The sequence below is a fragment of the Burkholderia sp. 567 genome (assembly GCF_040545115.1).
In the GTDB taxonomy this organism is placed as follows: domain Bacteria; phylum Pseudomonadota; class Gammaproteobacteria; order Burkholderiales; family Burkholderiaceae; genus Burkholderia; species Burkholderia ambifaria.
The window spans coordinates 177,651-199,601 of the sequence record NZ_JBEPLG010000008.1; the positions used below are offsets into that span (position 1 = coordinate 177,651).

A 21,951-nucleotide genomic window follows, 5' to 3' on the forward strand; every position below is an offset into this window, starting at 1 on the left:
AACGCACCACATGATCTATCCGTGGCAGACCGACGACTGGAACCGCCTGCAGCAACTGCGCCCGCAATGGCCGCATGCGCTGCTGCTGCACGGCCAGGCCGGAATCGGCAAGCTGCAGTTCGCGCAGCATCTCGCGCAGGGCTTCCTGTGCGAAGCGCCGCAGCCGAACGGCGAGCCGTGCGGCAGCTGCGCGGCCTGCACGTGGTTCGCGCAGGGCAACCATCCGGACTACCGGATCGTGCTGCCCGAGGTGCTCGCGGGCGAGGCGCCGGGCGCGGTCGACGACGCGAAGCCCGCCGACGCCGATGAAGGCGGCAAGAAGACGCGCGCGCCGAGCAAGGAGATCAAGATCGAGCAGGTGCGGGCGTTGCTCGATTTCTGCGGGGTCGGTTCGCACCGCGGCGGCGCGCGCGTGGTCGTGCTGTATCCGGCCGAGGCGCTGAACGTCGCCGCGTCGAACGCGCTGCTGAAGACACTGGAGGAGCCGCCGTCGGGCGTCGTGTTCCTGCTGGTGTCGGCGCGCATCGACCGGCTGCTGCCGACCATCATCAGCCGCTGCCGGCAGTGGCCGATGACCGTGCCGGCGCCCGACGCGGCCGCCGCATGGCTCGAGGCGCGCGGCGTCGACGATGCGCGTGCGCTGCTCGCCGAAGCGGGCGGCGCGCCGCTCGCCGCGCTGGCGCTCGCGAGCGACGAGAACCGCCCGCTGCGCGATTTCACGCTCGGCCAGCTCGCGGCCGGCGCCGCGTGCGATCCGTTCGCGTGCGGCGAGACGCTGCAGAAGCTGCCTGTGCCGCTGGTGCTCGGCTGGCTGCAGCGCTGGCTGTACGATCTGCTCGCGCAGCGCATGGCGGGCGCGCCGCGCTACTTCCCGATGCAGGCGGCCGCGCTCGCGCGTTGCGCGGAGGCGGTCGACGCGAACGCGTTCGCGCGCTTCATGAAGGCCGTGACGCGCCAGCGGACGGTCGAGAACCATCCGCTCAACGCCCGGCTCGTATTCGAGGAACTGTTTCTCGGTTATCGGGAAATGTTCGCGTGAGCGCGGATTGTTTCCTGCGGGTGGGGAAACGATTGCCGGCGAGCGCGTGAGCGCCCGTCTTACGTATTCAGGAAACACGATGTTCGTCGATTCTCACTGCCACATCAATTTCAAGGGTCTCGCCGACCGCCTGCCGGCCGTGCTGGAGAACATGCGCGAGCACGACGTCACGCACGCGCTGTGCGTGTCGGTCGACTTCGAGACGCTGCCCGACGTGCTCGCGATCGCGCAGGCGCACGACAACGTCTATGCGTCGGTCGGCGTGCATCCCGATCACGAGGACGCACGGGAGCCGACGCTCGCGGAACTCATCGAGCTGGCCGCGCACCCGAAGGTCGTCGCGATCGGCGAGACGGGCCTCGACTACTACCGCCTCGAAGGCCGCTCGATTGCCGACATGGAGTGGCAGCGCGAACGCTTTCGCACGCATATCCGCGCGGCGACCGCGACGATGAAGCCGCTGATCATCCATACGCGCGCGTCGTCGGAAGACACGCTGCGGATCATGGCCGAGGAGCGTGCGGACGTGCCGGGCGGCGTGATGCACTGCTTCACCGAGCCGTGGCCCATTGCCGAGCAGGCGCTCGCGCAGAACTTCCATATCTCGCTATCGGGCATCGTCACGTTCAAGAACGCGACCGACGTGCAGGACGTCGCGCGGCGCGTGCCGCTCGAGCGGCTGCTGATCGAAACCGACTCGCCGTACCTCGCGCCGGTGCCGTATCGCGGCAAGCCGAATGAACCTGCGTACGTCAGCCATGTCGGACGTTTTATCGCATCCGAGCGCGGGATCGCCGTCGAGGCGCTGGCCGATGCGACCACGCAGAACTTTTTCCGGCTGTTCAAGATCGCCCGCTCATGACGCGCGGCCAGCCGACAACCCAGGGAAGGAGCCCACAACAATGATGAAGCCGACCACATACCTGCCCAAGCGCGCCCTCGTCACCGCCGCACTCGTCGCGAGCGGCCTGTTTGCCGTCGCCGGCGCGCACGCCGAGTCGCTCGACGCGATCGTCAAGGCGGTCAAGTTCGACGACATCGACGACATCGGCAAGCAGCTGAAGAGCGGCAAGCTCGATCCGAACACGCTCGCGCCGAACGGCGATCCGATCCTCGTGATCGCCGCGCGCGAGAAGTCCGACAAGGTCGCCGCCGCGATCGCGACGACGCCGAACGTCGACCTCGAGAAGGAAGACAAGGCCGGCGAGAACGCGCTGATGCTCGCGTCGCTGAACGGTGACGTCGGCCTCGTCAAGCTGCTGATCGACAAGGGCGCGGAAGTCAGCAAGAAGGGCTGGGCGCCGCTGCACTACGCGGCCACCAACGGCCAGGACGCGGTCGTCAAGATCCTGCTCGACCACGATGCATATATCGACACGGCGTCGCCGAACGGCACGACGCCGCTGATGATGGCCGCGCGCGGCAACCATGCGACGACGGTCAATCTGCTGCTCGACCAGGGCGCCGATCCGCAGGTGAAGAACCAGCTCGGCATCACCGCGCTCGAGTTCGCGAAGCACTACAAGGCGCCGGACGCGATCGACATCCTGAGCAAGCGGACGGTGCGCGTCGGCGCATCGGCGCCGGCCGATGCCCAAAAGAGTGCAAAATGACGGTTTCGGCGCGGCGGCTAAGCGCCCGCCCGGCCGGAATCCGGCCGGCAGCGGGTGTGCGGCCGCCGCGCCGGTCGGTGCAGTGAGCGGCCTGGGGCCGCATTGACATAAGGAACACCATGTTGCGGGCTATGTTTTGTGCCGCGGCGTTTGCCGTGCCGTTGTCGGCGGCGGCTTTCACGGGCGCGGATCTCGACCGGCTGTGCGCGAAGACGGACGTCAAGTCGCGGGCGTCGTGCGCGGCCTACATCGAAGGCGCCGCCGATGGCGTCTACAACACCATCGACGCGATCGGCGGCACCACCGGGCCGCGCGTCGGGCAATACTTCTGCCTGCCGCCCGACATCCGGGCGCAGCAGATGACCGACGCGGTGCGCAAGTACATCGCGGAGAACCCGAAGCTGGCCGACTACAACGCGAGCACCGCGGTGTCGCTCGGCCTCGGCAAGGCGTTCCCCTGCAGGGGCGGCAGTTGATCTGACGCCGGATCCGGGCGCGCATGCGGCCCGGACATCGCCGACGCATCCAGGACGAGGCCGTCGCGCCTCATAACCGAAGCATCCCGGGCGCCGATGATTTCAATCGAGGAACTGCAGCGCATCGCCGATGCGCCGTTGCATTCATGGCTCGGCACGCTGATCGTGTCGGTCATCGTCGTGCTTGTCGTGTTGATCGTGCATCGTCTCGGCGCACGCATCGTCAAGCGCATCGCGCAGCCGTATCCGCTGATGAGCGTGATCCTGCGCTACATCGACAAACCGTCGCTCGTCACGCTCGCGCTGCTCGCGCTCGAGTTCGTGTGGCTCCAGGCGGACGAGAGCATGTCGTTCGTGCGCGGCATGCGCACCGCCGCCGCGGTCGGCTCGATCGTGTCACTCACCTGGCTGCTGGTGCGGCTCGCGGCCGGCGTCGGCGACGCGATCATCCAGGCCCATCCGATGGATACGGCCGACAACCTCCACGCGCGGCGCGTCCACACGCAGGCCAAGGTGCTCGTGCGGACCGTCATGGTGTTGATCGTGATCATCGGCACGGGCGCCGCGTTGATGACGTTCCCGAACGTGCGCCAGATCGGCGCGAGCCTGCTGGCGTCGGCCGGCGTCGCCGGCCTGGTCGCCGGTATCGCCGCGCGGCCGGTGCTCGGCAACCTGATCGCCGGGCTGCAGATCGCGCTCACGCAGCCGATCCGGCTCGACGACGTCGTCGTGATCCAGGGCGAGTGGGGGCGCATCGAGGAAATCACCGGCTCGTTCGTGTCGGTGCGGCTGTGGGACCAGCGGCGCCTCGTCGTGCCGCTGCAGTGGATCATCGAGAATCCGTTCACGAACTGGACGCGCAGCAGCGCGGAAATCATCGGCACGGTGTACCTGTCGGTCGACTACCGTACGCCGCTCGCGCCGCTGCGCGAGGAGCTCGCGCGGCTGGTTCATGCGGCGCCCGAGTGGGACGGGCGCGTCCAGGTACTGCAGGTGACCGACGCGACCGAGCGCGCGATGCAGTTGCGCGCGCTCGTCAGCGCGGTCGATTCGTCGTCGTGCTGGGACCTGCGCTGCCGCGTGCGCGAAGGGTTGATCGCGTACCTGCAGGCGCGTTTTCCGCAATGCCTGCCGCGCAGCCGGATGGAGCTGTATCCGCACGATTCCGCACCGGACGCGCCGAATCCCGTTCGGCCGCATGCGCGCCAGCCCGCCGCCAGCACGGCGGCCAACACCGCCGCCGATCCGCAGGCCGTCGACGGCCGCTGAACGTGGCCCGCCCTCCGTCACCATGACCGCGCTGAACACGCTTGCCATCGCCAATTACCGCTCGCTGCGTGAGCTGATCGTGCCGCTCGCGGCGCTCAACGTCGTCACCGGGCCGAACGGCAGCGGCAAGTCGAGCGTGTACCGCGCGCTGCGCCTGCTCGCCGACACCGCGCAGGGCCGCGTGATCCCGTCGCTCGCGCGCGAGGGCGGATTGCCGTCGACGCTGTGGGCCGGCCCCGAGCGCTTCTCGCGCGCGATGCTGGCCGGCGACGAGCCGGTGACGGGCACGGTGCGCACGGGCCCCGTGAGCCTGAGGCTCGGCTTCGCGTGCGACGATTTCGGCTATGCGATCGATCTCGGCCTGCCGGTGCCGAGCCGTTCGCAGTTCGCGCTCGATCCGGTGGTCAAGCGCGAATGCATCTGGGGCGGCGCGCTGCCGCGCCCGTCGACGCTGCTGGTCGACCGGCAGGGTGCGCAGATCCGCACGCGCACCGCGTCGGGCGAGTGGCGGACGATTCCGCAGCCGGTCGCGAGCTTCGACAGCATGATGACCGAGTTCGCCGATCCGACCGGCGCGCCGGAGATGATCGCGGTGCGCGAGCGGATCCGCTCGTGGCGCTTCTACGACCATTTCCGGACCGACGCGCAGGCGCCGGCCCGGCAGTCGCATATCGGCACCCATACGCCGGTGCTGGCGGACGACGGCGCCGATCTGGCCGCCGCGCTGCAGACGATTCGCGAAATCGGCGACGGCGCGGCACTCGATGCGGCGATCGACGACGCGTTTCCCGGCGCGTCGGTCGAGATCGACAATCCGGGCGGCCGCGGCCGCTTTGACGTGCTGATGCGCCAGCCGGGGCTGTTGCGGCCGCTCGCCGCCGCCGAACTGTCCGACGGCACGCTGCGCTACCTGCTGCTCGCGGCCGCGCTGCTGACGCCGCGGCCGCCGGCGCTGATGGTGCTGAACGAACCGGAGACGAGCCTGCATCCCGATCTGCTGCCGGCGCTCGGCCGCCTGATCGCGCAGGCCGCGCGGCGTTCGCAGGTGCTGGTCGTGTCGCATGCGGCGCGGCTCATCGCAACGCTCGAGCGCGAGGCCGGCTGCGAATCGCTGGTGCTCGACAAGCAGCTGGGCGCGACCGCGCTCGTCGATGCCGACACGCGCGACCTGCCGGCATGGAAGTGGCCGTCGCGTTGACCGGCGGGGCGGCGGGCGTTCGAGAACGAGCGGGCGCGCCGCGCGGAATGTATCCGGTCTGTAACAACACCCATAAAATGAAAGGCTGACGGTTCCCTGTACGGCGATCGCGAATAATAATGGGATATTCGGCTGGCGCCATGCCGGCCGGCGCCGCATGAAAGCGGGGCGGGGCGCAAACCGCGCACACGCCCGCCGGCCGTGCGGCAACGGACAGGACACAGGAGACGTGGACCATGAGAATTGCCCAGATCGCCCCGCTGACCGAATCGGTGCCGCCGAAGCTGTACGGCGGCACGGAGCGCGTCGTGTCCTACATCACCGAGGCGCTCGTCGATCTCGGCCATGATGTGACGCTGTTCGCCAGCGGCGATTCGACGACTCGGGCGAAGCTCGAACCCGTGTGGCCGCGCGCGCTGCGGCTCGATTCGTCGATCCGCGACCGGGTCGCCCCGCACATGCTGCTGATGGAGACGGTCGCGCGCCGCGCGAAGGACTTCGACGTGCTCCATTTCCACATGGACTACTACTCGTTCTCGGTCTTCAACCGGCAGCAAACGCCGTACGTGACGACACTGCACGGCCGGCTCGACCTGCCCGAGCAGCAGCCGGTGTTCGATACGTTCAACACGGCGCCCGTGATCTCGATTTCCAATTCGCAGCGCCAGCCGCTGCCGCAGGCGAAGTGGCTGACGACCGTCTACCACGGGCTGCCCGAGACGATGTACATGCCGCAGCCCGTCGAGCCGCGCTATCTCGCGTTCCTGGGCCGCATCTCGCCGGAGAAGCGCGTCGACACGGCGATCCGGATCGCCGGCCAGTGCGGGCTGCCGATCCGGATCGCCGCGAAGATCGATGCGGCCGACGAGGAATACTTCGACCGCGAGATCCGGCCGCTTTTCGCGTTGCCGCACGTCGAGTTCATCGGCGAGATCGCCGATCACCAGAAGGCCGAATTCCTGTCGGGCGCGCATGCGCTGCTGTTTCCGATCGACTGGCCGGAGCCGTTCGGGCTGGTGATGATCGAGGCGATGTCGTGCGGCACGCCGGTGATCGCATTCAATCGCGGCGCGGTGCCGGAAGTGATCGACGAGGGTGTGTCGGGTTTCATCGTCGAGGATGAAATCAGCGCGGTGGCCGCCGTGAACCGGCTGCACCTGCTGCCGCGCGCGCGCGTGCGGCAGCGCTTCGAGCAGCGCTTCACGTCGCGCCGGATGGCGCAGCAGTACGTCGATGTCTACCAGTCACTGATTCGCGCACAGAAGCGCTCGCGCTTCAAGGTGATCGACTCGACGACCTGACGCGTGACGCGGGCGGATAAAAAAACGGCGATGCCCGCAAGGACATCGCCGTTTGCGCATGGCCCGCGCACGCTGTGCACGGGCATGGCGTCAGCGTCAGATCTTGAGCTTCGTGACCTTCGTGCCGTTGATCGACACGTCGCCCATCAGGCCCGCGTTCGTGAGCACGATGACCTGGACCGGTGCGGTGGCCGTGTTGGAATCGACCGCGCCGTTCGCGCCCATCTTCACCAGCGCGACCGACGCGCCGGCGCCGGCTGCCCAGCCGTCCGAGCCGCGGAATTCGTCGAGCGCTTCCTGCGTCATGAACAGGAACACGATCGCCTTCGACTGCGCACCGGCCTGCAGGCCGACCGACAGCGACGACGTGTTGTAGTAGCCGACCGTGCTGCCGCCGACGCGCAGCGCGCCGTTGCCGGACTGGCCGCCGACGATCAGGCCGGCCTGCAGCACGTTCGGGAACACCAGCACGCCGCGCGACTTCGCGACGAGCTCACGCGAACCCTTGACCGTGGAATACATGCGCGACAGCGTGGCGTCGACGCTCGAGTCGATCGCTTGACGCTTCGACGCGTTGGTCGCGGCGTTGTCCGGCTTGTCCGGGGTGGTGGTGCAACCGGTGAGCGCGAGGCTACCGACGATGAGCGCAGCGGCAGCTTTCAGCACAAGATTCCGTTTTTGCATCGTTATTCTCCATCGGATGACGTTCGGAGTGAGTCTCGCTCAGGGAGCGGATCACGTCGGCAGTTATATCACAGTGGATTACAGCCTCTTTTCATTGCGATGTGAAAAAGCGTCAAATCGTCCGGGGATGTCGCGGCGCGCCAACGGACGGCGCGGCGGGTGCGGCGACGCGTCGCGCGCCGGCGCGATGGCAGGCGGCTAGCAGGAAAAGGAAAGGAGGGGCTGCGCGTCAGTGCGTGATCAATGCGTGACGGGCGGCGCCGGCGGAGTGGGCGGCTTGATCGGCGGGCGGCGCAGCGCACGCCGGATCAGCGCGATCACGACCCCGCATGCGAACAGGAACGCGGCCGGCACGACCCAATAGCCGACGAACGCGTGCCACAGATAACCGGCGAGCGTATTGCGGCGCACCACGTATTCGTCGCGGGCCGCCTGCTGGCGCGCCGCGTTGGCGCTCAGCACGTCGGCCGGGCAGCCGGCCGCCCGCGCCGCATCAGGATCCCCGTGGCACTTCGCGGCCGCGCCGGCGGCCTGTTGAGCGTCGGTGAGCTGCCAGGTGGTCAGCGCGAGCTCCAGGTCGGCCTTGTTGTACGCCATTTCCTCGCGGATCTCGCGCACGGCGACGATCGCGACGGGCACGGCCCAGAACACGATCACGATCAGCCAGCGGCGGAACCAGCGGTGTTGTCTCCATGCCATCCATGCCTCCGTTTGACGCGGCGTGCGCGTCCGTCTCGAGGGCGGCCCGATGGCGCTTCTTGTACTTGGGTGGGCCGCGTTGCAGCCATCATAGAAGAAATCGCGGCGAATTGCCGCACCATGTGACGGCATTCGCACGGCGCGCCCGGAAAGCGGGGCGGAAGGGCGGCGCAACGTATCGCGGCGTCGCCGTGGCGATGCCGCCGGACGATGCGCCGGCGCATCGGGCGCATCGCGCGCGTCGATGCGCGTGCAACGAAAACAAAAAAGCCGCGCCCGCCGAAGCGGTGCGCGGCATTCGTGCGGGAGCGCCGGAACTCAGGCGGCCGGCTGGCTGCTCAGGCAGCTCTTCATGAACGCCTTGCGGTCGTCGCCCTTCTTGCCGGTGGCTTGCGTGTTGCAGGCCTTCATCTTTTCCTGCTGCGTCATTGCCTTCGCGGGCTTGGCCGACAGGCATTCCTTCATGAACGCCTTGCGTTCGTCGCCCGTCTTGCCGGTGGCCTGGGTGTTGCAGGCCTTCATCTTGTCCTGCTGGCTGTTCGCCGCGAAAGCGGGGGAAGCCAGCATGCCGCCGAGAAGCACTGCGGCTACGAGCGATTGAATTTTCATTTCGACACTCCCATGGGGTGAATTGCGCTTTATATCGACGCCGTCACGAAGCCCGGTGCAACGGGAACAGGGTCGCATCGCGCCGCGCGCTCCGATTATGGCAAATCAATGTGAAAACACCAAAACGGCATTCGTATAACGCGGCGGGCCGCGTAGTCGTTGACGGTGCGTGCGCGCGCCGGTGATCGGGACAAACCATGACGCGAGTGCGTCGGCCCCGGCCGTACACGCGGAACCTGCCGGATGCCGGCCGCGAGCCATTACAATCGCGGCCATGAACACTTTGAACCCCGCATCCCCTTCGACGGCGGCGGCGCTGCCGCGCATCGCCGTACTCGCCACCGGCGGCACGATCGCCGGCGCCGCGCCGGACGCCGCCAGCACGGCCGGCTACCAGGCCGGCGCGCTCGGCGTCAATTTCCTGCTCGACGCGGTGCCGGCGCTCGCGTCGGTCGCGCGCATCGATGCCGAGCAGGTCGCCAGCATCGACAGCAAGGATCTCGCGCTGCCGCTGTGGAATACGCTCGCCGCGCGCATCGACGCGCTGATGGCCGATCCGGCGATCGACGGCATCGTGATCACCCACGGTACCGACACGCTCGAGGAAACCGCGTACGCGCTGCATCTGGTCGTGACCGGCGACAAGCCGGTCGTGCTGACGGCCGCGATGCGGCCGGCCACCGCGCTGTCGTCCGACGGCCCGCTGAACCTGCTGAACGCAGTGACGGTCGCCGCCCATCCGGCCGCGCGCGGGCAGGGCGTGCTCGTCGCGTTCAACAACCGGATTCACGGCGCGCGCGACGTCGTGAAGACGAGCACCTATGCGGTCGACGCATTCCAGTCGCCGGAACTGGGCGCGCTCGGCTGGGTGCAGGACGGCCGCGTCGAATTCGCACGCCGCGTGACGCGCGCGCGCGATGCGCAACTGGCGATCGCCGCGGCGTGGCCCCCGGTCGAAGTCGTCGCGAGCTATGCGGGCGTGACGCGCACGGCCGTCGATGCGCTCGTCGCGGCCGGCGTGCGCGGCCTCGTCGTCGCGGGCACCGGCAACGGGTCGATCCATGCGACGCTGCAGGCGGCGCTCGTCGATGCGGTGAACGCCGGCGTCGCGGTGGTGCGCGCGTCGCGGGTCGGCTCGGGGCACGTGATGCGCAACGGGGCGGCGAATGACGATGCGCTCGGTTTCGTGAGCGCCGGGTCGCTGAGCCCGTTCAAGGCACGCGTGCTGCTGATGCTGGCGCTCGCGAACGGCATTCAAGGGCGCGACGCGCTGCAACGCGCATTCGACACGCTGTGACCGTTCGCCGCCGAGCGGGCGGCGCGCGGCGCGCGGCGCGCATGAAAAAAAGGCAGGCCAATGGCCTGCCTTTTTTGCGTCAGTGCTGGGCGATTGCTCAGGACTGCGGCGGAATCACGAGCTTCTGGCCCGGATAGATCCGGTCCGGGCTCGACAGCATCGGCTTGTTCGCCTCGAAGATCGCCGGGTACTTGTTCGCGTCGCCGTACACTTCCTTCGCGATCGCCGACAGCGTATCGCCCGGCTTCACGTCATGGTACTGAACTTCCTGATCGTCCGGCTGCAGATCGTCGTCGTTGACGCCTGCGACGCCTTGCACGTTACCGGCCGCGACCTTGACCTTCGCCTTCGTGTCGAGATCGGCGACGCTGCCCGACAGCGTGACGGTGCGCGACGCGCCGTCGAACGCGACGGTCAGATTCGACGTATCGAGACCCTGCGTGCTGATGTAGTTCTTGATTGCATCGGCCGCGGTCTGGTTCGCCGCATTCGGATCTTCCGCTGCTTGCGCGTCAGCGTGACCCAGCAGTTTTTCACCCGCCTCTTTAATAAACGAAAGAAGACCCATCGCTGCACTCCCTAGGTGGTTGAAAAGAAAACGCGCCGTGAAGTGGCGAAAAAAACACCGCGCTGAGCGCGCTCACCGGAGTGAGCGCCAGGCGCGGCGGATTTCTCGAAAGGCGTGGCGAAAGTGTAGGCGTTCATCGCGACGATTGCATGAAAAATCGCACGCCTGAACGTAAAGAAATGTAATACGCGAAATCCGACAGGCGGACACCCGACGACGACGTCTGACCGACCAAGGCTTCCCCGGCGTCGCCGGGTGCCGCTGCGGACCCCACCACGCCGCTCTCAGCCCAGAGCGGCGTTTTTCGCCCCGTCGCGCACGCGGTTAGCGATGCGCGGCGGGGCGCCCCACCGTGATGCGCGCGTGTTCGCGCACCGATACGACCGGCCGCGGCCGGATCGCGAGCATGCGTCGCGCTGCGCCCGCGCTGCACTCGCGCTGCGCCCGCGCGCGTTCGCCGTTGCAGCGAAACGCGCGCCGCTGCATCCGCTACATCGGCGTTACGCGGCCGGCGTCTGGCCGATTTCGAAGTTCGACATGATCTCGAGCGCACGCACGAGTGCCGAGTGATCCCATGCCTTGCCGCCGTGCGACGCGCACACGCTGAACAGTTGCTGCGCGCTCGCCGTGTGCGGCAGCGCGAGGCCGAGCTTGCGTGCGCCGTCGAGCGCGAGGTTCAGGTCCTTCTGGTGCAGCTCGATGCGAAAGCCCGGATCGAACGTGCGCTTCGTCATGCGCGCGCCGTGCACTTCGAGGATCCGCGACGCGGCGAAGCCGCCCATCAGCGCCTGACGCACGCGCTCCGGATCGGCGCCCGAGCGCGCGGCGAACAGCAGCGCTTCGCCGACCGCCTCGATGTTCAGCGCGACGATGATCTGGTTCGCGACCTTGCAGGTCTGGCCCGCGCCGTTGTCGCCGACGAGCGTGATGTTCTTGCCCATTTTCTCGAACAGCGGCTTCGCGCGCTCGAAGGCCTGCTCCGGGCCGCCGACCATGATCGTGAGCGTCGCTTCGCGGGCGCCGACTTCGCCGCCGGACACCGGCGCGTCGAGGTAGTCGCAGCCGAGCGCATTGATCTGCTTCGCGAATTGCTGCGTGTCGAGCGGCGAGATCGAGCTCATGTCGATCACGAGCTTGCCGGCCGTCAGGCCCTTCGCGACGCCGTCGTCGGCGAACAGTACGTTACGCACGTCGGGCGTATCCGGCACCATCGAGATGATGATGTCCGCGTTCCGCGCGACTTCGGTCGAGTTCGCGACGACCTTCGCGCTCGCGCGCAGGTCGTCCGGCACCGGGAACGCACCGTTCACGACGAGCTGATGATCGCCCTTGAGCAGGTTGCGCGCCATGTGCGCGCCCATGATGCCGAGGCCGATGAAACCGATGGTTGCCATGTGAAAGTCTCCTATAGGGGCGTAGATGGGAAGGGCGGATCTCAGGCGGCGCGACGCGCCGAGCCCGGTGCGCAGCCGGCGACGCTTTGCAGCCAGCCGAGGCCTTCCGTCGTGGTGGTGCGGGGCTTGTATTCGCAGCCGACGTAGCCGGCATAGCCGAGCCGGTCGAGCAGCGCAAACAGGAACGCGTAGTTGATCTCGCCCGTGCCCGGCTCGTTGCGGCCCGGGTTGTCCGCGAGCTGGACGTGGCCGATCGACGCGAGGTTGCGTTCGATGGTCGCGGCCAGTTCGCCTTCCATGCGCTGCATGTGATAGATGTCGTACTGCAGGAACAGGTTGTCCGAGCCGACCGCGCGGATCACGTCGAGCCCTTCGGACGAGCGGTTCAGCGCGAAGCCCGGGATGTCGAAGCCGTTGCACGGCTCGACCAGCAGGCGGATGCCTTCGCGCTTGAGCGCGTCGGCCGCGAAGCGCAGGTTGTCGACGATCGTGACGAAGGTCTTGTCGCGCGCCGTGCTCGCCGACGGGATGCCGACGAGGCAGTTCAGCTGCGGCACCTTCAGCGCCTTCGCGTACTCGATCGCACGACCGACCCCTTCCTGGAATTCACCGACGCGATCGGGCAGGCACGCGATGCCGCGCTCGCCCTGGTCCCAGTTACCGGCGGGCAGGTTGTGCAGCACGAGGCGCAGGCGGTGCGTCTCGAGCCGCTCGGCGAGTTCCTCTTTCGCGTACGGATACGGGAACAGGAACTCGACGGCGTCGAAGCCCGCGTCCGCGGCCGCCTTGAAGCGGTCGAGGAACGGCACTTCGTTGAACAGCATGGTCAGGTTTGCAGCAAACTTCGGCATGAGCTAAGCCTCTTCGGTCGGTCAGTCAAAAAATGGCGTGCGGATCAGTCGAGCATCGAGATCGCGGTCGGCGCATGCTCGGCCTTCTCGGCGAGTTCCTCGAACTCGTTGATCGCGTCGATTTCGGTGCCCATCGAGATGTTCGTCACGCGCTCGAGGATCACTTCGACGACCACCGGCACGCTGAACTCCTGCGCGAGCGCCTGTGCCTGCTTCAGCGCCGGCTCGATCTCTTCCGGCTTGGACACGCGCAGCGCCTTGCAGCCGAGGCCTTCAGCCACCGCCACGTGATCGACGCCATAGCCGTTCAGCTCCGGTGCGTTGACGTTGTCGAACGCGAGCTGCACGCAGTAGTCCATGTCGAATGCGCGCTGGGCCTGGCGGATCAGGCCGAGGTACGAGTTGTTCACCACCACGTGCACGTACGGCAGCTTGAATTGCGCGCCGGCGGCCAGCTCCTCGATCATGAACTGGAAGTCGTAGTCCCCGGACAGCGCGACGATCGGGCGGGTCGGATCGGCCGCACGCACGCCGAGCGCGGCGGGAATCGTCCAGCCGAGCGGGCCGGCCTGGCCGCAGTTGATCCAGTTGCGTGCCTTGAACACGTGCAGGAACTGCGCGGCGGCGATCTGCGACAGGCCGATCGTGCTGACGTAGCACGTATCGCGGCCGAACACCTTGTTCATCTCTTCGTACACGCGCTGCGGCTTCACCGGCACGTTGTCGAAGTGGGTCTTGCGCTGCAGCGTGCGCTTGCGCGCCTGGCACTCGGACACCCACGCGCTGCGATCCTTCAGCTTGCCGGCGGCCTTCCATTCCTGCGCCACCGCGACGAACAGCTCGAGCGCGGCCTTCGCGTCGGACACGATGCCGAGGTCCGGGCCGAACACGCGGCCGATCTGCGTCGGCTCGATGTCGACGTGCACGAACTTGCGGCCCTTCGTATAAACCTCGACGCTGCCGGTGTGGCGGTTCGCCCAGCGGTTGCCGATGCCGAGCACGAAGTCGGACGCGAGCATCGTCGCGTTGCCGTAGCGGTGCGACGTTTGCAGGCCGACCATGCCGGCCATCAGCGGGTGGTCGTCGGGAATCGCGCCCCACGACATCAGCGTCGGGATCACCGGCACGCCGATCGTTTCGGCGAACTGCACGAGCAAGTCTTCTGCCGCCGCGTTGAGCACGCCGCCGCCCGACACGATCAGCGGCTTGTCCGCGTCGTTGAGCATCGCGAGCGCCTTCTCGATCTGCGCGCGGCTCGCCGCGGGCTTGTAGACCGGAAGCGGTTCATACGTGTCGATGTCGAATTCGATTTCGGCGAGCTGCACGTCGATCGGCAGGTCGACCAGCACCGGGCCCGGACGGCCCGAGCGCATCAGGTGGAACGCCTGCTGGAACACGCGCGGCACCAGCGCCGGTTCGCGCACGGTGACGGCCCACTTGGTGACGGGCTTCGCGATCGACTCGATGTCGACGGCCTGGAAGTCTTCCTTGTACAGGCGTGCACGCGGTGCCTGGCCCGTGATCGCGAGGATCGGAATCGAGTCGGCCGATGCGGAGTACAGGCCGGTGATCATGTCGGTGCCGGCGGGGCCCGACGTGCCGATGCACACGCCGATGTTGCCGGGCGCGGCACGCGTGAAGCCCTCGGCCATGTGCGACGCGCCTTCGACGTGGCGGGCCAGCACGTGGCTGATGCCGCCCGACTTGCGCATCGCGGAATAGAACGGGTTGATCGCTGCGCCCGGCACGCCGAACGCAGTCTGGATGCCTTCCTTCTCGAGCACGAGTACGGCTGCGTCGACGGCTCTCATCTTGGCCATGCATGTCTCCTTGAATGTGTGGATCTTGCGAATCGGTCTGTTGGGAACACTTTAGGGATGCAGGAAAGGTTTGATAAGATCAGCCGAAGTCGCTTATTTCGAAACTAAAAGTATGGAATGACGGCCGGACGGGGCTTCCCACCGGCGTCGACGCCGGGACGGAGACAGGAGATGGATCGTTTCAAGCAGATCGAGACGTTCGTGCGGGTCGCGGACGCGGGCAGCCTCGCGGCGGCGGCGCTCGAGGAGGGCGTGTCGCCGGTGGTGCTCGGGCGGCGCATCGATGCGCTCGAGAAGCGCCTCGGCGTGAAGCTGATGTACCGCTCGACGCGGCGGCTGGTGGTCAGCGAGGAGGGCGCCGCGTTCCTCGAGCGCTGCCGCGGGCTGCTGTCCGAATGGGACCAGGCCGAGAACGAGCTGGCCGCCGGGCGGCGTGCGGTCAGCGGGCACCTGATCGTGTCCGCGCCGGCCGCGTTCGGTCGCAAGCACGTCGCGCCGCACGCACCCGGTTTTCTCGCCGACAAGCCGGAAATGCAGCTGTCGTTCAACCTGACCGATCGCGTCGTCGATCTGGTGCGCGAAGGCTACGACCTGTCGATCCGGATCGGCGGCTCGGTCGATCCGAACTTCGTCGCGGTGAAGCTCGCGTCGAACCGGCGCGTCGTGTGCGGCACGCCCGAGTATTTCCGTCGTCACGGCCGGCCGAAGTCGCTGGACGACCTGCTCAAGCACAACTGTCTCGCATTCAACCTGCAGGGCGGGCAGAACCGCGGCTGGTATTTCCAGCGCCACGGCAAGATCGTCACGATGCGGGTGACCGGCAATCTCGACTGCAACGACGGCGAGCTGCTGCATCGCTGGGTGGCCGAGAGCCTCGGGCTCGGTTGGCGCTCGACCTGGGAAATCGCCGCGCAGCTCGAGACGGGCGAACTCGAGACGGTGCTCGACGAATACGCGCTACCGGACTACGACATCCTCGCGGTCTATCCGCAGCAGCGCTACGTGCCCGCGCGCGTGCGCTACTTCATCGACTACCTGCGCGAAGCGTATGCGCGGCCCGGCTACTGGAGCAGCACGCCGTAACGGGCGCGGCGGGCCCGGGCATTTTTTGCGCTTCACCGGCTTCATGCGGGAATAAACTCGATGCAGCGGCGGTAAGGTCATCGAGTGCGCACGCTGCCGGTCTGTCCGGGCATCGGACGCGAGACGGGTGCAAGACGGGCGCGGTTTGGGCCGCCGGGACCAGGGAGGCGATGTGGGGCAAGCCGGACAGGCGGTCGACGAGCGGGCAGAGGATGACGCGATCGCGCGCGGCGAGCGGTTTCGCGCGCTCGTGCTGCCGCATCTCGACGCCGCGTACAACCTCGCACGCTGGCTGAGCGGCAATCCGGGCGATGCGGACGACGTCGTCCAGGACGCGTGCATGCGCGCGCTGCGCTTCGTCGACTCGTGCCGCGGCGACAACGCCCGGCCGTGGCTGCTGACGATCGTGCGCCACACCTGGTACACGGAGTGGCGCCGCCGCACCCACGCGCACGAGGTTGCACTGCCCGACACGCTCGACGACACGGAGGTGCCCGACGACTGGCAGCCGGCGCCCGGCGATCCGCTCGCGCAGCTGCTGCGCGGCGAGAACGTGCGGCTCGTGAACGCGGCGCTCGCGAAGCTGCCGCCCGAATACCGCGAGGTGCTGGTGTTGCGCGAGATGGAGGATTTGAGCTACCGCGAGATCGCGGCGATCGCCGACGTGCCGGTGGGCACGGTGATGTCGCGGCTCTCGCGCGGCCGGCGCCGGCTTGCCGCGCTGCTGGACGGCACGCAGGTGCCGCCGTCCGGCCCCGCGTCGGGGCGTGCGTCGGCGAGCGGAACCGCATCGGAGGCGATCGATGGACTGTAACGAAGCGCGAGCCTTGCTGGACGCGGACGTCGACCGCGAGCTGTCGGCGCCCGATGCGTTGCGCGTCCAGCGGCATGTCGACGGGTGCGACGCGTGCCGCCGCGAACGCGAGCGGATCGTCGTGCTGGGGCGGGCCGTGCGGCAGGCCGATTATCACCGCGCGCCCGAGGCGCTGCGGGCGAGCATCCTCGCGGCGCTGCCGGCGGCAGGCGGCGCGCGCGAGCGCGGGCCGGCCGCGGCGGCGCCGGAGCCTGATGCGGCGCCGCGGCCTCGATCGAGCGCTCGCCGCTGGTTCTCCTGGCCGGCCGGCCGCGGCATATCGGCTCGCCCGGCCTCGGCCGGTCCGGGGCCGCGTGTCACGGCGGTGCCCGGGCTCGGCTGGGGCGTGGCGCTGGTGGTCGCGCTCGCCGCGGCGGCCGGGATGGCGCTGTCCGCCCGTCACGCCGCAACCGGCCAGATGGTCGACGAGCTGGTCGCGAGCCACGTGCGGGCCGGCCTGTCGGCGCGCGACATCGACGTGATCTCGACCGACCGGCATACCGTCAAGCCCTGGTTCAACGGCCGGCTCGACTATGCGCCGCCGGTCGAGGACCTGTCGGCGAGCGGCTTCCCGCTCGTGGGCGGCCGGCTCGACTACGTCGGGCGGCGCCGCGTCGCGGTGCTCGTGTACCGATACCGGCAGCACGTGATCGACGTGTACGTGCGGCCGGCCGGCGGCGGCGGGGAGGCGGCGCCGTACGCGACCGTGTCGCAGGGCTTTGCGCTCGACCGGTGGGACGCGGCCGGGATGACCTGGTGGGCCGTGACCGACGCCGAGCCGTCGGCGCTGGCCGCGTTCAGGACAGCGCTCGACGCGCGGCTGGGCGGGGCGCGCGGCGAGTGACGGCGGGACGCGGCGCCGGCCCGTCACCCGCGCTTGAGGCTCCGTCCCCCGATTCCGAGCGGGCGTGCGAGCCGCCGTTCGACCGCCGGCGCGGGTTCAAGTCTTTGAAAACATGGCCGAATCCGGTCCGGAATCGTCGATCGGTGTTGCATGCGCCTTGTATCCGGGTTAGAATCTTCGGCTTCTCACTTGCCACACCGGTTCAGACGCCCGGGTGGCTTCAATCCACAAGGAGTGTGTAATGCGTCATTACGAAATCGTATTCATCGTGCACCCCGATCAAAGCGAGCAAGTGCCCGCGATGATCGAGCGTTACAAGACCACGATCACGACGCACGGCGGCCAGATCCACCGTGTCGAAGACTGGGGCCGTCGCCAACTGGCCTACATGATCGAGAAACTCGCGAAGGCTCACTACGTCTGCATGAACATCGAGTGCGACCAGACGACGCTCGACGAACTCGAACACGCGTTCAAGTTCAACGACGCCGTGCTGCGCCACCTCATCGTCAAGATGAAGAAGGCCGAGACCGGCCCGTCGCCGATGATGAAGGAAGTTCAGCGCGAAGAAGCCAAGAAGGCGGCTGCTGCTCAGCCGACCGAAGCGCAGGCTTAAGTTCGTCATTCATTAAGCCATCAAGGAGCGCGCTACTCACGTGAACAGGTTGCAATTGACGGCGAGCGTCGTCGAACGCGCACCGGTGCGATATACGCCGGCAGGTGTTCCGATCGCAAGCGCCACGTTGCACCACCGCACGGAAGTCGTCGAAGCAGGCATTCCCCGTCAGGTCGAAATGACGATCGAGGCGGTGGCGGCCGGTGAGGCGAGCGGCAGGCTGGAAAGTCGTGAAATGGGCGTCGAAACGCTGTTCACGGGCTTCCTGGCAAAGAAAAGCCGCAACGCGAGAACCTTGGTGTTTCACATCACAGCATTGCAGGACATTGGAAAGGACTGAAATCATGCCCCGCCCGACTGGTAAGAAATTCGACAAGCGTCGTCAGCAACAAAACCCGCTCTTCAAGCGCAAGAAGTTCTGCCGTTTCACGGCAGCCGGCGTCGACCAGATCGACTACAAGGACACGGAAACGCTGAAGGACTTCATCGGCGAAAACGGCAAGATCACGCCGGCTCGTCTGACGGGTACGAAGGCGCACTATCAGCGTCAGCTGGATACGGCCATCAAGCGTGCGCGTTTCCTCGCGCTGCTGCCGTACACCGATCAGCACAAGGCGTAATCAGGCGACGCAATAAGGAGAATTCGAATGCAAATCATTCTGTTGGAAAAAGTCGCCAATCTGGGTAACCTCGGCGACATCGTCAAGGTCAAGGACGGTTACGCTCGCAACTTCCTGATCCCGAACCGCAAGGCTCGCCGTGCAACGAAGGAAGCGATCGCCGAATTCGAAGTTCGCCGCGCTGAACTCGAAAAGGTCGCCGCCGAGAAGCTGGCAGCATCGCAGGCAGTCGGCGAGAAGCTGAACGGCCAGTCGTTCGAAATCACGCAGAAGTCGGGCGTCGACGGCCGTCTGTTCGGCTCGGTCACGAACGGCGACATCGCGGAACTGCTGAAGAAGGCAGGCTACGAAGTCGAGAAGCTGCAAGTTCGCATGCCGGAAGGCCCGCTGAAGATGATCGGCGAGCACACGGTTCAGGTCGCGCTGCATACGGACGTCGTCGTCGACGTCACGATCAACGTGATCGGCGACCACGCGTAAGCGTCGTACGCAAGCTTCCCGGGCGGCTTCCGCTGTCCGGACAAGGGCAGGCGCCCGGGCAACCGGGGCCTGCCTTTTTTATTGCCTGTTCGTCGGGGCCCGTCTCTAGCAACGCCGTAGGTTATTCGCGATAATCCCAACCCATGAACGCGCCGCAAGATCCTCAAATCGAATCGCTGAAAGTCCCGCCGCACTCGGTCGAAGCCGAGCAGTCGGTGCTCGGCGGCCTGTTGCTCGACAACGCGGCATGGGACCGGATTGCCGACTTCCTGTCGCAGGGCGACTTCTATCGCTACGACCACCGGATCATCTACGAGCACATCGGCCGGCTGATCGCGTCGACGCGCCCGGCCGACGTCGTGACCGTGTACGAAGCGCTGACCACGTCCGGCAAGGCCGACGACGTCGGCGGCCTCGCGTACCTGAACGCACTCGCGCAGAACACGCCGAGTGCGGCCAACATCCGCCGCTATGCGGAAATCGTGCGCGACCGTGCGGTGCTGCGCCGGCTCGTGTCCGTTGCCGACGAAATCTCGGCCGACGCGTTCAATCCGCAGGGCAAGGAAGTCCGCCAGCTGCTGGACGAAGCCGAATCGAAGGTGTTCTCGATCGCGGAAGAAGGCGCGCGCGGCAACCAGGGCTTCCTCGAGATCGGCCCGCTGCTCACGCAGGTCGTCGAGCGCATCGACACGCTGTACCACACCGCGAATCCGAGCGACGTCACGGGCACGCCGACGGGTTTCGTCGACCTCGACCGGATGACGTCCGGGATGCACGGCGGTGAGTTGATCATCGTGGCCGGAAGACCGTCGATGGGTAAGGCGCAGCCGCTCGACGCGCGTGTCAGGACGCTGAGCGGCTGGAAGCGGATGGGCGAACTGGCCGTCGGCGATTCGTTGGCGTCGGTCGACGGCGCGCCGTCGATCGTGACCGGAATTTACCCACAGGGCGAGCGGCAGGTTTTCCGCGTCCGCTTCTCGGACGGCCGTTCAGCCGAGGCCTGTGACGAGCATTTGTGGTGCGTCCATTACCGCGAATGGCCGAAGCCGCGCATTCTGAATACGGCGGAAATCCGGACGCTGCTGACGCGCGAGCGGTACCGGAACCGCTTGTGGATCGACATGCCGAGCGGGGATTTCGGTCATCCCGAGGCGCTTCCTGTCGACCCGTGGGTCCTTGGCGCATTGCTCGGTGACGGCGCGCTCGGCGGCACGGCGGTGCGCTTCAGCGTCAAGGCGGAGGAGACGTTGGAGCGGATGCGCGCGCGGGTCGACGCGACGCTCGAACTCGAACATGCCGGGCGGTACGACTGGCGAATCAAGCGCCGTCCGTCCGGGTCCGCACCGCGGCCGCCCGTTAATCCGCTGAAGGCGGCGCTCGAGGCACTCGGCGTGTGGGGATGCACGAGCTACGACAAGTTCATTCCACGTGCCTATCTCGATGCGGGCAAGGACGCGCGGCTCGACTTGTTGCGCGGGCTGCTCGATACCGATGGCTGGGTCGAATCGTGGGGCACGGTGCGGTACTCGACGGCCAGCCCGCAGCTCGCACGCGATGTCCAGGAACTGGCGCGCTCGCTCGGCGCCTGGTGCCAGATTTCGGAAAAGGCGACCAGCTTCACGTCGCAGGGCCAGCGCGTTGCCGGCGTGACGGCCTACGTGTGCACGATCAGCCATCCGGACCCGCAGAGCCTGTTTCTGTTCGAAGGCAAGCGCGAGCGGCTGACGGCCGGCCGGATGCGCCGCAAGATGCCGGTGATTACCGGCATCGAGCCGTCGCGCCGCGCGGCCACGCAATGCATTTCGGTCTCGCATCCGTCGCGCCTGTACGTGACCGACGACTATGTCGTGACCCACAATACGGCCTTTTCGATGAACATCGGCGAATACGTCGCGGTGGAGTATGGGCTGCCGGTCGCGGTGTTCTCGATGGAAATGCCGGGCACCCAGCTCGTGATGCGTATGCTCGGCTCGATCGGCCGGCTCGACCAGCACCGGATGCGTACCGGCCGCCTGACCGACGAGGACTGGCCGAAACTCACGCACGCGGTGCAGAAGATGAGCGAGGCGCAGCTCTTCATCGACGAGACGGGCGGCCTGAACCCGATGGAATTGCGCTCGCGCGCACGGCGTCTCGCACGGCAATGCGGCAAGCTCGGCCTGATCATCGTCGACTACCTGCAGCTGATGTCGGGTTCGTCGCAGGGCGAGAACCGCGCGACCGAAATCTCGGAAATCTCGCGATCGCTGAAGAGTCTGGCAAAGGAGCTGGACGTGCCGGTGATCGCACTGTCGCAGCTGAACCGCGGCCTCGAACAGCGTCCGAACAAGCGTCCGGTGATGTCCGATTTGCGTGAATCGGGCGCAATCGAACAGGATGCGGACGTGATCCTGTTCATTTATCGTGATGAAGTCTACAACCCGGACAGCCCTGACAAGGGCACGGCCGAAATCATCATCGGCAAGCAGCGTAACGGTCCGATCGGCCCCGTTCGGCTCACGTTCCTGGGGCAATTCACGAAGTTCGACAACTTTGCAGGGGCGCAGACCTTCTACGGCGAGTGACGCCGGATGTAAAGCCCTAAATCGCCAAACGTTGTATCCAATCCCGCCGTGCGCATATGCGCGCGGCGCGGCC

23 protein-coding genes are annotated in these 21,951 nt (G+C 67.3%); 16 read left to right on the top strand and 7 right to left on the bottom strand.

Annotated elements, in window-relative coordinates:
- Positions 1-10: 10 nt before the first annotated feature.
- The 7 genes from ABIC50_RS23430 (at position 11) to ABIC50_RS23460 (ending at position 6,896) form a co-directional block, all read left to right on the top strand.
- Positions 11-1,039: a DNA polymerase III subunit delta' gene (locus ABIC50_RS23430; RefSeq protein WP_105834086.1), complete on the top strand. Its 1,029-nt coding sequence runs from the start codon at positions 11-13 to the stop codon at positions 1,037-1,039.
- Between the two features lie 79 nt (positions 1,040-1,118).
- On the top strand, positions 1,119-1,901 hold the full coding sequence (locus ABIC50_RS23435) for a TatD family hydrolase (RefSeq protein WP_354167107.1): 783 nt from the start codon (positions 1,119-1,121) through the stop codon (positions 1,899-1,901).
- A 40-nt stretch (positions 1,902-1,941) separates the two neighbouring features.
- Entirely contained in the window at positions 1,942-2,652 is a 711-nt protein-coding gene (locus ABIC50_RS23440) for an ankyrin repeat domain-containing protein (protein WP_011657081.1), read from the top strand.
- A 119-nt stretch (positions 2,653-2,771) separates the two neighbouring features.
- Complete coding sequence (locus ABIC50_RS23445) at positions 2,772-3,128, top strand: Rap1a/Tai family immunity protein (protein WP_006755340.1); 357 nt, start codon at positions 2,772-2,774, stop codon at positions 3,126-3,128.
- A 96-nt stretch (positions 3,129-3,224) separates the two neighbouring features.
- Positions 3,225-4,397 (top strand): mechanosensitive ion channel family protein, encoded by a 1,173-nt coding sequence (locus ABIC50_RS23450; protein ID WP_006755342.1) that lies wholly within the window; start codon positions 3,225-3,227, stop codon positions 4,395-4,397.
- A 22-nt stretch (positions 4,398-4,419) separates the two neighbouring features.
- A complete protein-coding gene (locus ABIC50_RS23455) occupies positions 4,420-5,595 on the top strand; it encodes an AAA family ATPase (RefSeq protein WP_175723134.1) in 1,176 nt (391 codons plus the stop codon).
- A gap of 236 nt (positions 5,596-5,831) precedes the next feature.
- Positions 5,832-6,896 carry a glycosyltransferase family 4 protein gene (locus ABIC50_RS23460; protein ID WP_012364042.1) on the top strand — a complete coding sequence of 355 codons (1,065 nt, stop codon included), beginning with the start codon at positions 5,832-5,834 and terminating at the stop codon, positions 6,894-6,896.
- 96 nt (positions 6,897-6,992) lie between these two features.
- Here ABIC50_RS23460 and ABIC50_RS23465 read toward each other — a convergent pair whose 3' ends face one another.
- From ABIC50_RS23465 to ABIC50_RS23475, 3 genes are all read right to left on the bottom strand, one after another.
- Entirely contained in the window at positions 6,993-7,580 is a 588-nt protein-coding gene (locus tag ABIC50_RS23465; RefSeq protein WP_011657078.1) for a BPSL1445 family SYLF domain-containing lipoprotein, read from the bottom strand.
- A 240-nt stretch (positions 7,581-7,820) separates the two neighbouring features.
- A complete protein-coding gene (locus ABIC50_RS23470; protein ID WP_354167110.1) occupies positions 7,821-8,279 on the bottom strand; it encodes a hypothetical protein in 459 nt (152 codons plus the stop codon).
- Positions 8,280-8,597: 318 nt separating this feature from the next.
- Entirely contained in the window at positions 8,598-8,888 is a 291-nt protein-coding gene (locus ABIC50_RS23475) for a PsiF family protein (RefSeq protein ID WP_012364040.1), read from the bottom strand.
- Between the two features lie 274 nt (positions 8,889-9,162).
- Between ABIC50_RS23475 and ABIC50_RS23480 the strand changes: the two genes are divergently transcribed.
- Positions 9,163-10,185 (top strand): asparaginase, encoded by a 1,023-nt coding sequence (locus ABIC50_RS23480; RefSeq protein ID WP_354167113.1) that lies wholly within the window; start codon positions 9,163-9,165, stop codon positions 10,183-10,185.
- A 97-nt stretch (positions 10,186-10,282) separates the two neighbouring features.
- On the opposite strand, the gene lysM is transcribed toward ABIC50_RS23480, so the two are convergent.
- The 4 genes from lysM to gcl form a co-directional block, all read right to left on the bottom strand.
- Complete coding sequence (lysM, locus tag ABIC50_RS23485) at positions 10,283-10,753, bottom strand: peptidoglycan-binding protein LysM (protein ID WP_006755060.1); 471 nt, start codon at positions 10,751-10,753, stop codon at positions 10,283-10,285.
- Positions 10,754-11,253: 500 nt separating this feature from the next.
- The gene (locus ABIC50_RS23490) at positions 11,254-12,147 is read right to left on the bottom strand and encodes a 2-hydroxy-3-oxopropionate reductase (RefSeq protein ID WP_165751549.1); all 894 of its coding nucleotides are present in this window, start codon (positions 12,145-12,147) and stop codon (positions 11,254-11,256) included.
- 41 nt (positions 12,148-12,188) lie between these two features.
- Entirely contained in the window at positions 12,189-12,998 is an 810-nt protein-coding gene (hyi, locus tag ABIC50_RS23495; RefSeq protein ID WP_124520198.1) for a hydroxypyruvate isomerase, read from the bottom strand.
- Positions 12,999-13,042: 44 nt separating this feature from the next.
- A complete protein-coding gene (gene gcl / locus ABIC50_RS23500) occupies positions 13,043-14,818 on the bottom strand; it encodes a glyoxylate carboligase (RefSeq protein WP_011657072.1) in 1,776 nt (591 codons plus the stop codon).
- A 171-nt stretch (positions 14,819-14,989) separates the two neighbouring features.
- On the opposite strand from gcl, the gene ABIC50_RS23505 reads away from it, so the two are divergent.
- The 8 genes from ABIC50_RS23505 (at position 14,990) to dnaB (ending at position 21,878) form a co-directional block, all read left to right on the top strand.
- The gene (locus tag ABIC50_RS23505) at positions 14,990-15,901 is read left to right on the top strand and encodes a LysR family transcriptional regulator (RefSeq protein WP_059449916.1); all 912 of its coding nucleotides are present in this window, start codon (positions 14,990-14,992) and stop codon (positions 15,899-15,901) included.
- Between the two features lie 172 nt (positions 15,902-16,073).
- Positions 16,074-16,715: an RNA polymerase sigma factor gene (locus ABIC50_RS23510; RefSeq protein ID WP_011657071.1), complete on the top strand. Its 642-nt coding sequence runs from the start codon at positions 16,074-16,076 to the stop codon at positions 16,713-16,715.
- Positions 16,705-17,598, top strand: a complete 894-nt coding sequence (locus tag ABIC50_RS23515) for a zf-HC2 domain-containing protein (protein WP_354167116.1) — start codon at positions 16,705-16,707, stop codon at positions 17,596-17,598. The genes ABIC50_RS23510 and ABIC50_RS23515 overlap by 11 nt, the downstream gene beginning before the upstream one ends.
- 241 nt (positions 17,599-17,839) lie before the next feature.
- Positions 17,840-18,214, top strand: coding sequence for a 30S ribosomal protein S6 (rpsF, locus tag ABIC50_RS23520; protein WP_006755436.1), 375 nt, complete (start codon positions 17,840-17,842; stop codon positions 18,212-18,214).
- 40 nt (positions 18,215-18,254) lie between these two features.
- Positions 18,255-18,554 carry a primosomal replication protein N gene (gene priB, locus ABIC50_RS23525; RefSeq protein WP_011657069.1) on the top strand — a complete coding sequence of 100 codons (300 nt, stop codon included), beginning with the start codon at positions 18,255-18,257 and terminating at the stop codon, positions 18,552-18,554.
- A 4-nt stretch (positions 18,555-18,558) separates the two neighbouring features.
- On the top strand, positions 18,559-18,834 hold the full coding sequence (gene rpsR, locus ABIC50_RS23530; RefSeq protein ID WP_011657068.1) for a 30S ribosomal protein S18: 276 nt from the start codon (positions 18,559-18,561) through the stop codon (positions 18,832-18,834).
- Positions 18,835-18,861: 27 nt separating this feature from the next.
- A complete protein-coding gene (rplI, locus tag ABIC50_RS23535) occupies positions 18,862-19,314 on the top strand; it encodes a 50S ribosomal protein L9 (protein ID WP_006755438.1) in 453 nt (150 codons plus the stop codon).
- A 143-nt stretch (positions 19,315-19,457) separates the two neighbouring features.
- The gene (gene dnaB, locus ABIC50_RS23540; protein ID WP_354167118.1) at positions 19,458-21,878 is read left to right on the top strand and encodes a replicative DNA helicase; all 2,421 of its coding nucleotides are present in this window, start codon (positions 19,458-19,460) and stop codon (positions 21,876-21,878) included.
- Positions 21,879-21,951 lie beyond the last annotated feature (73 nt).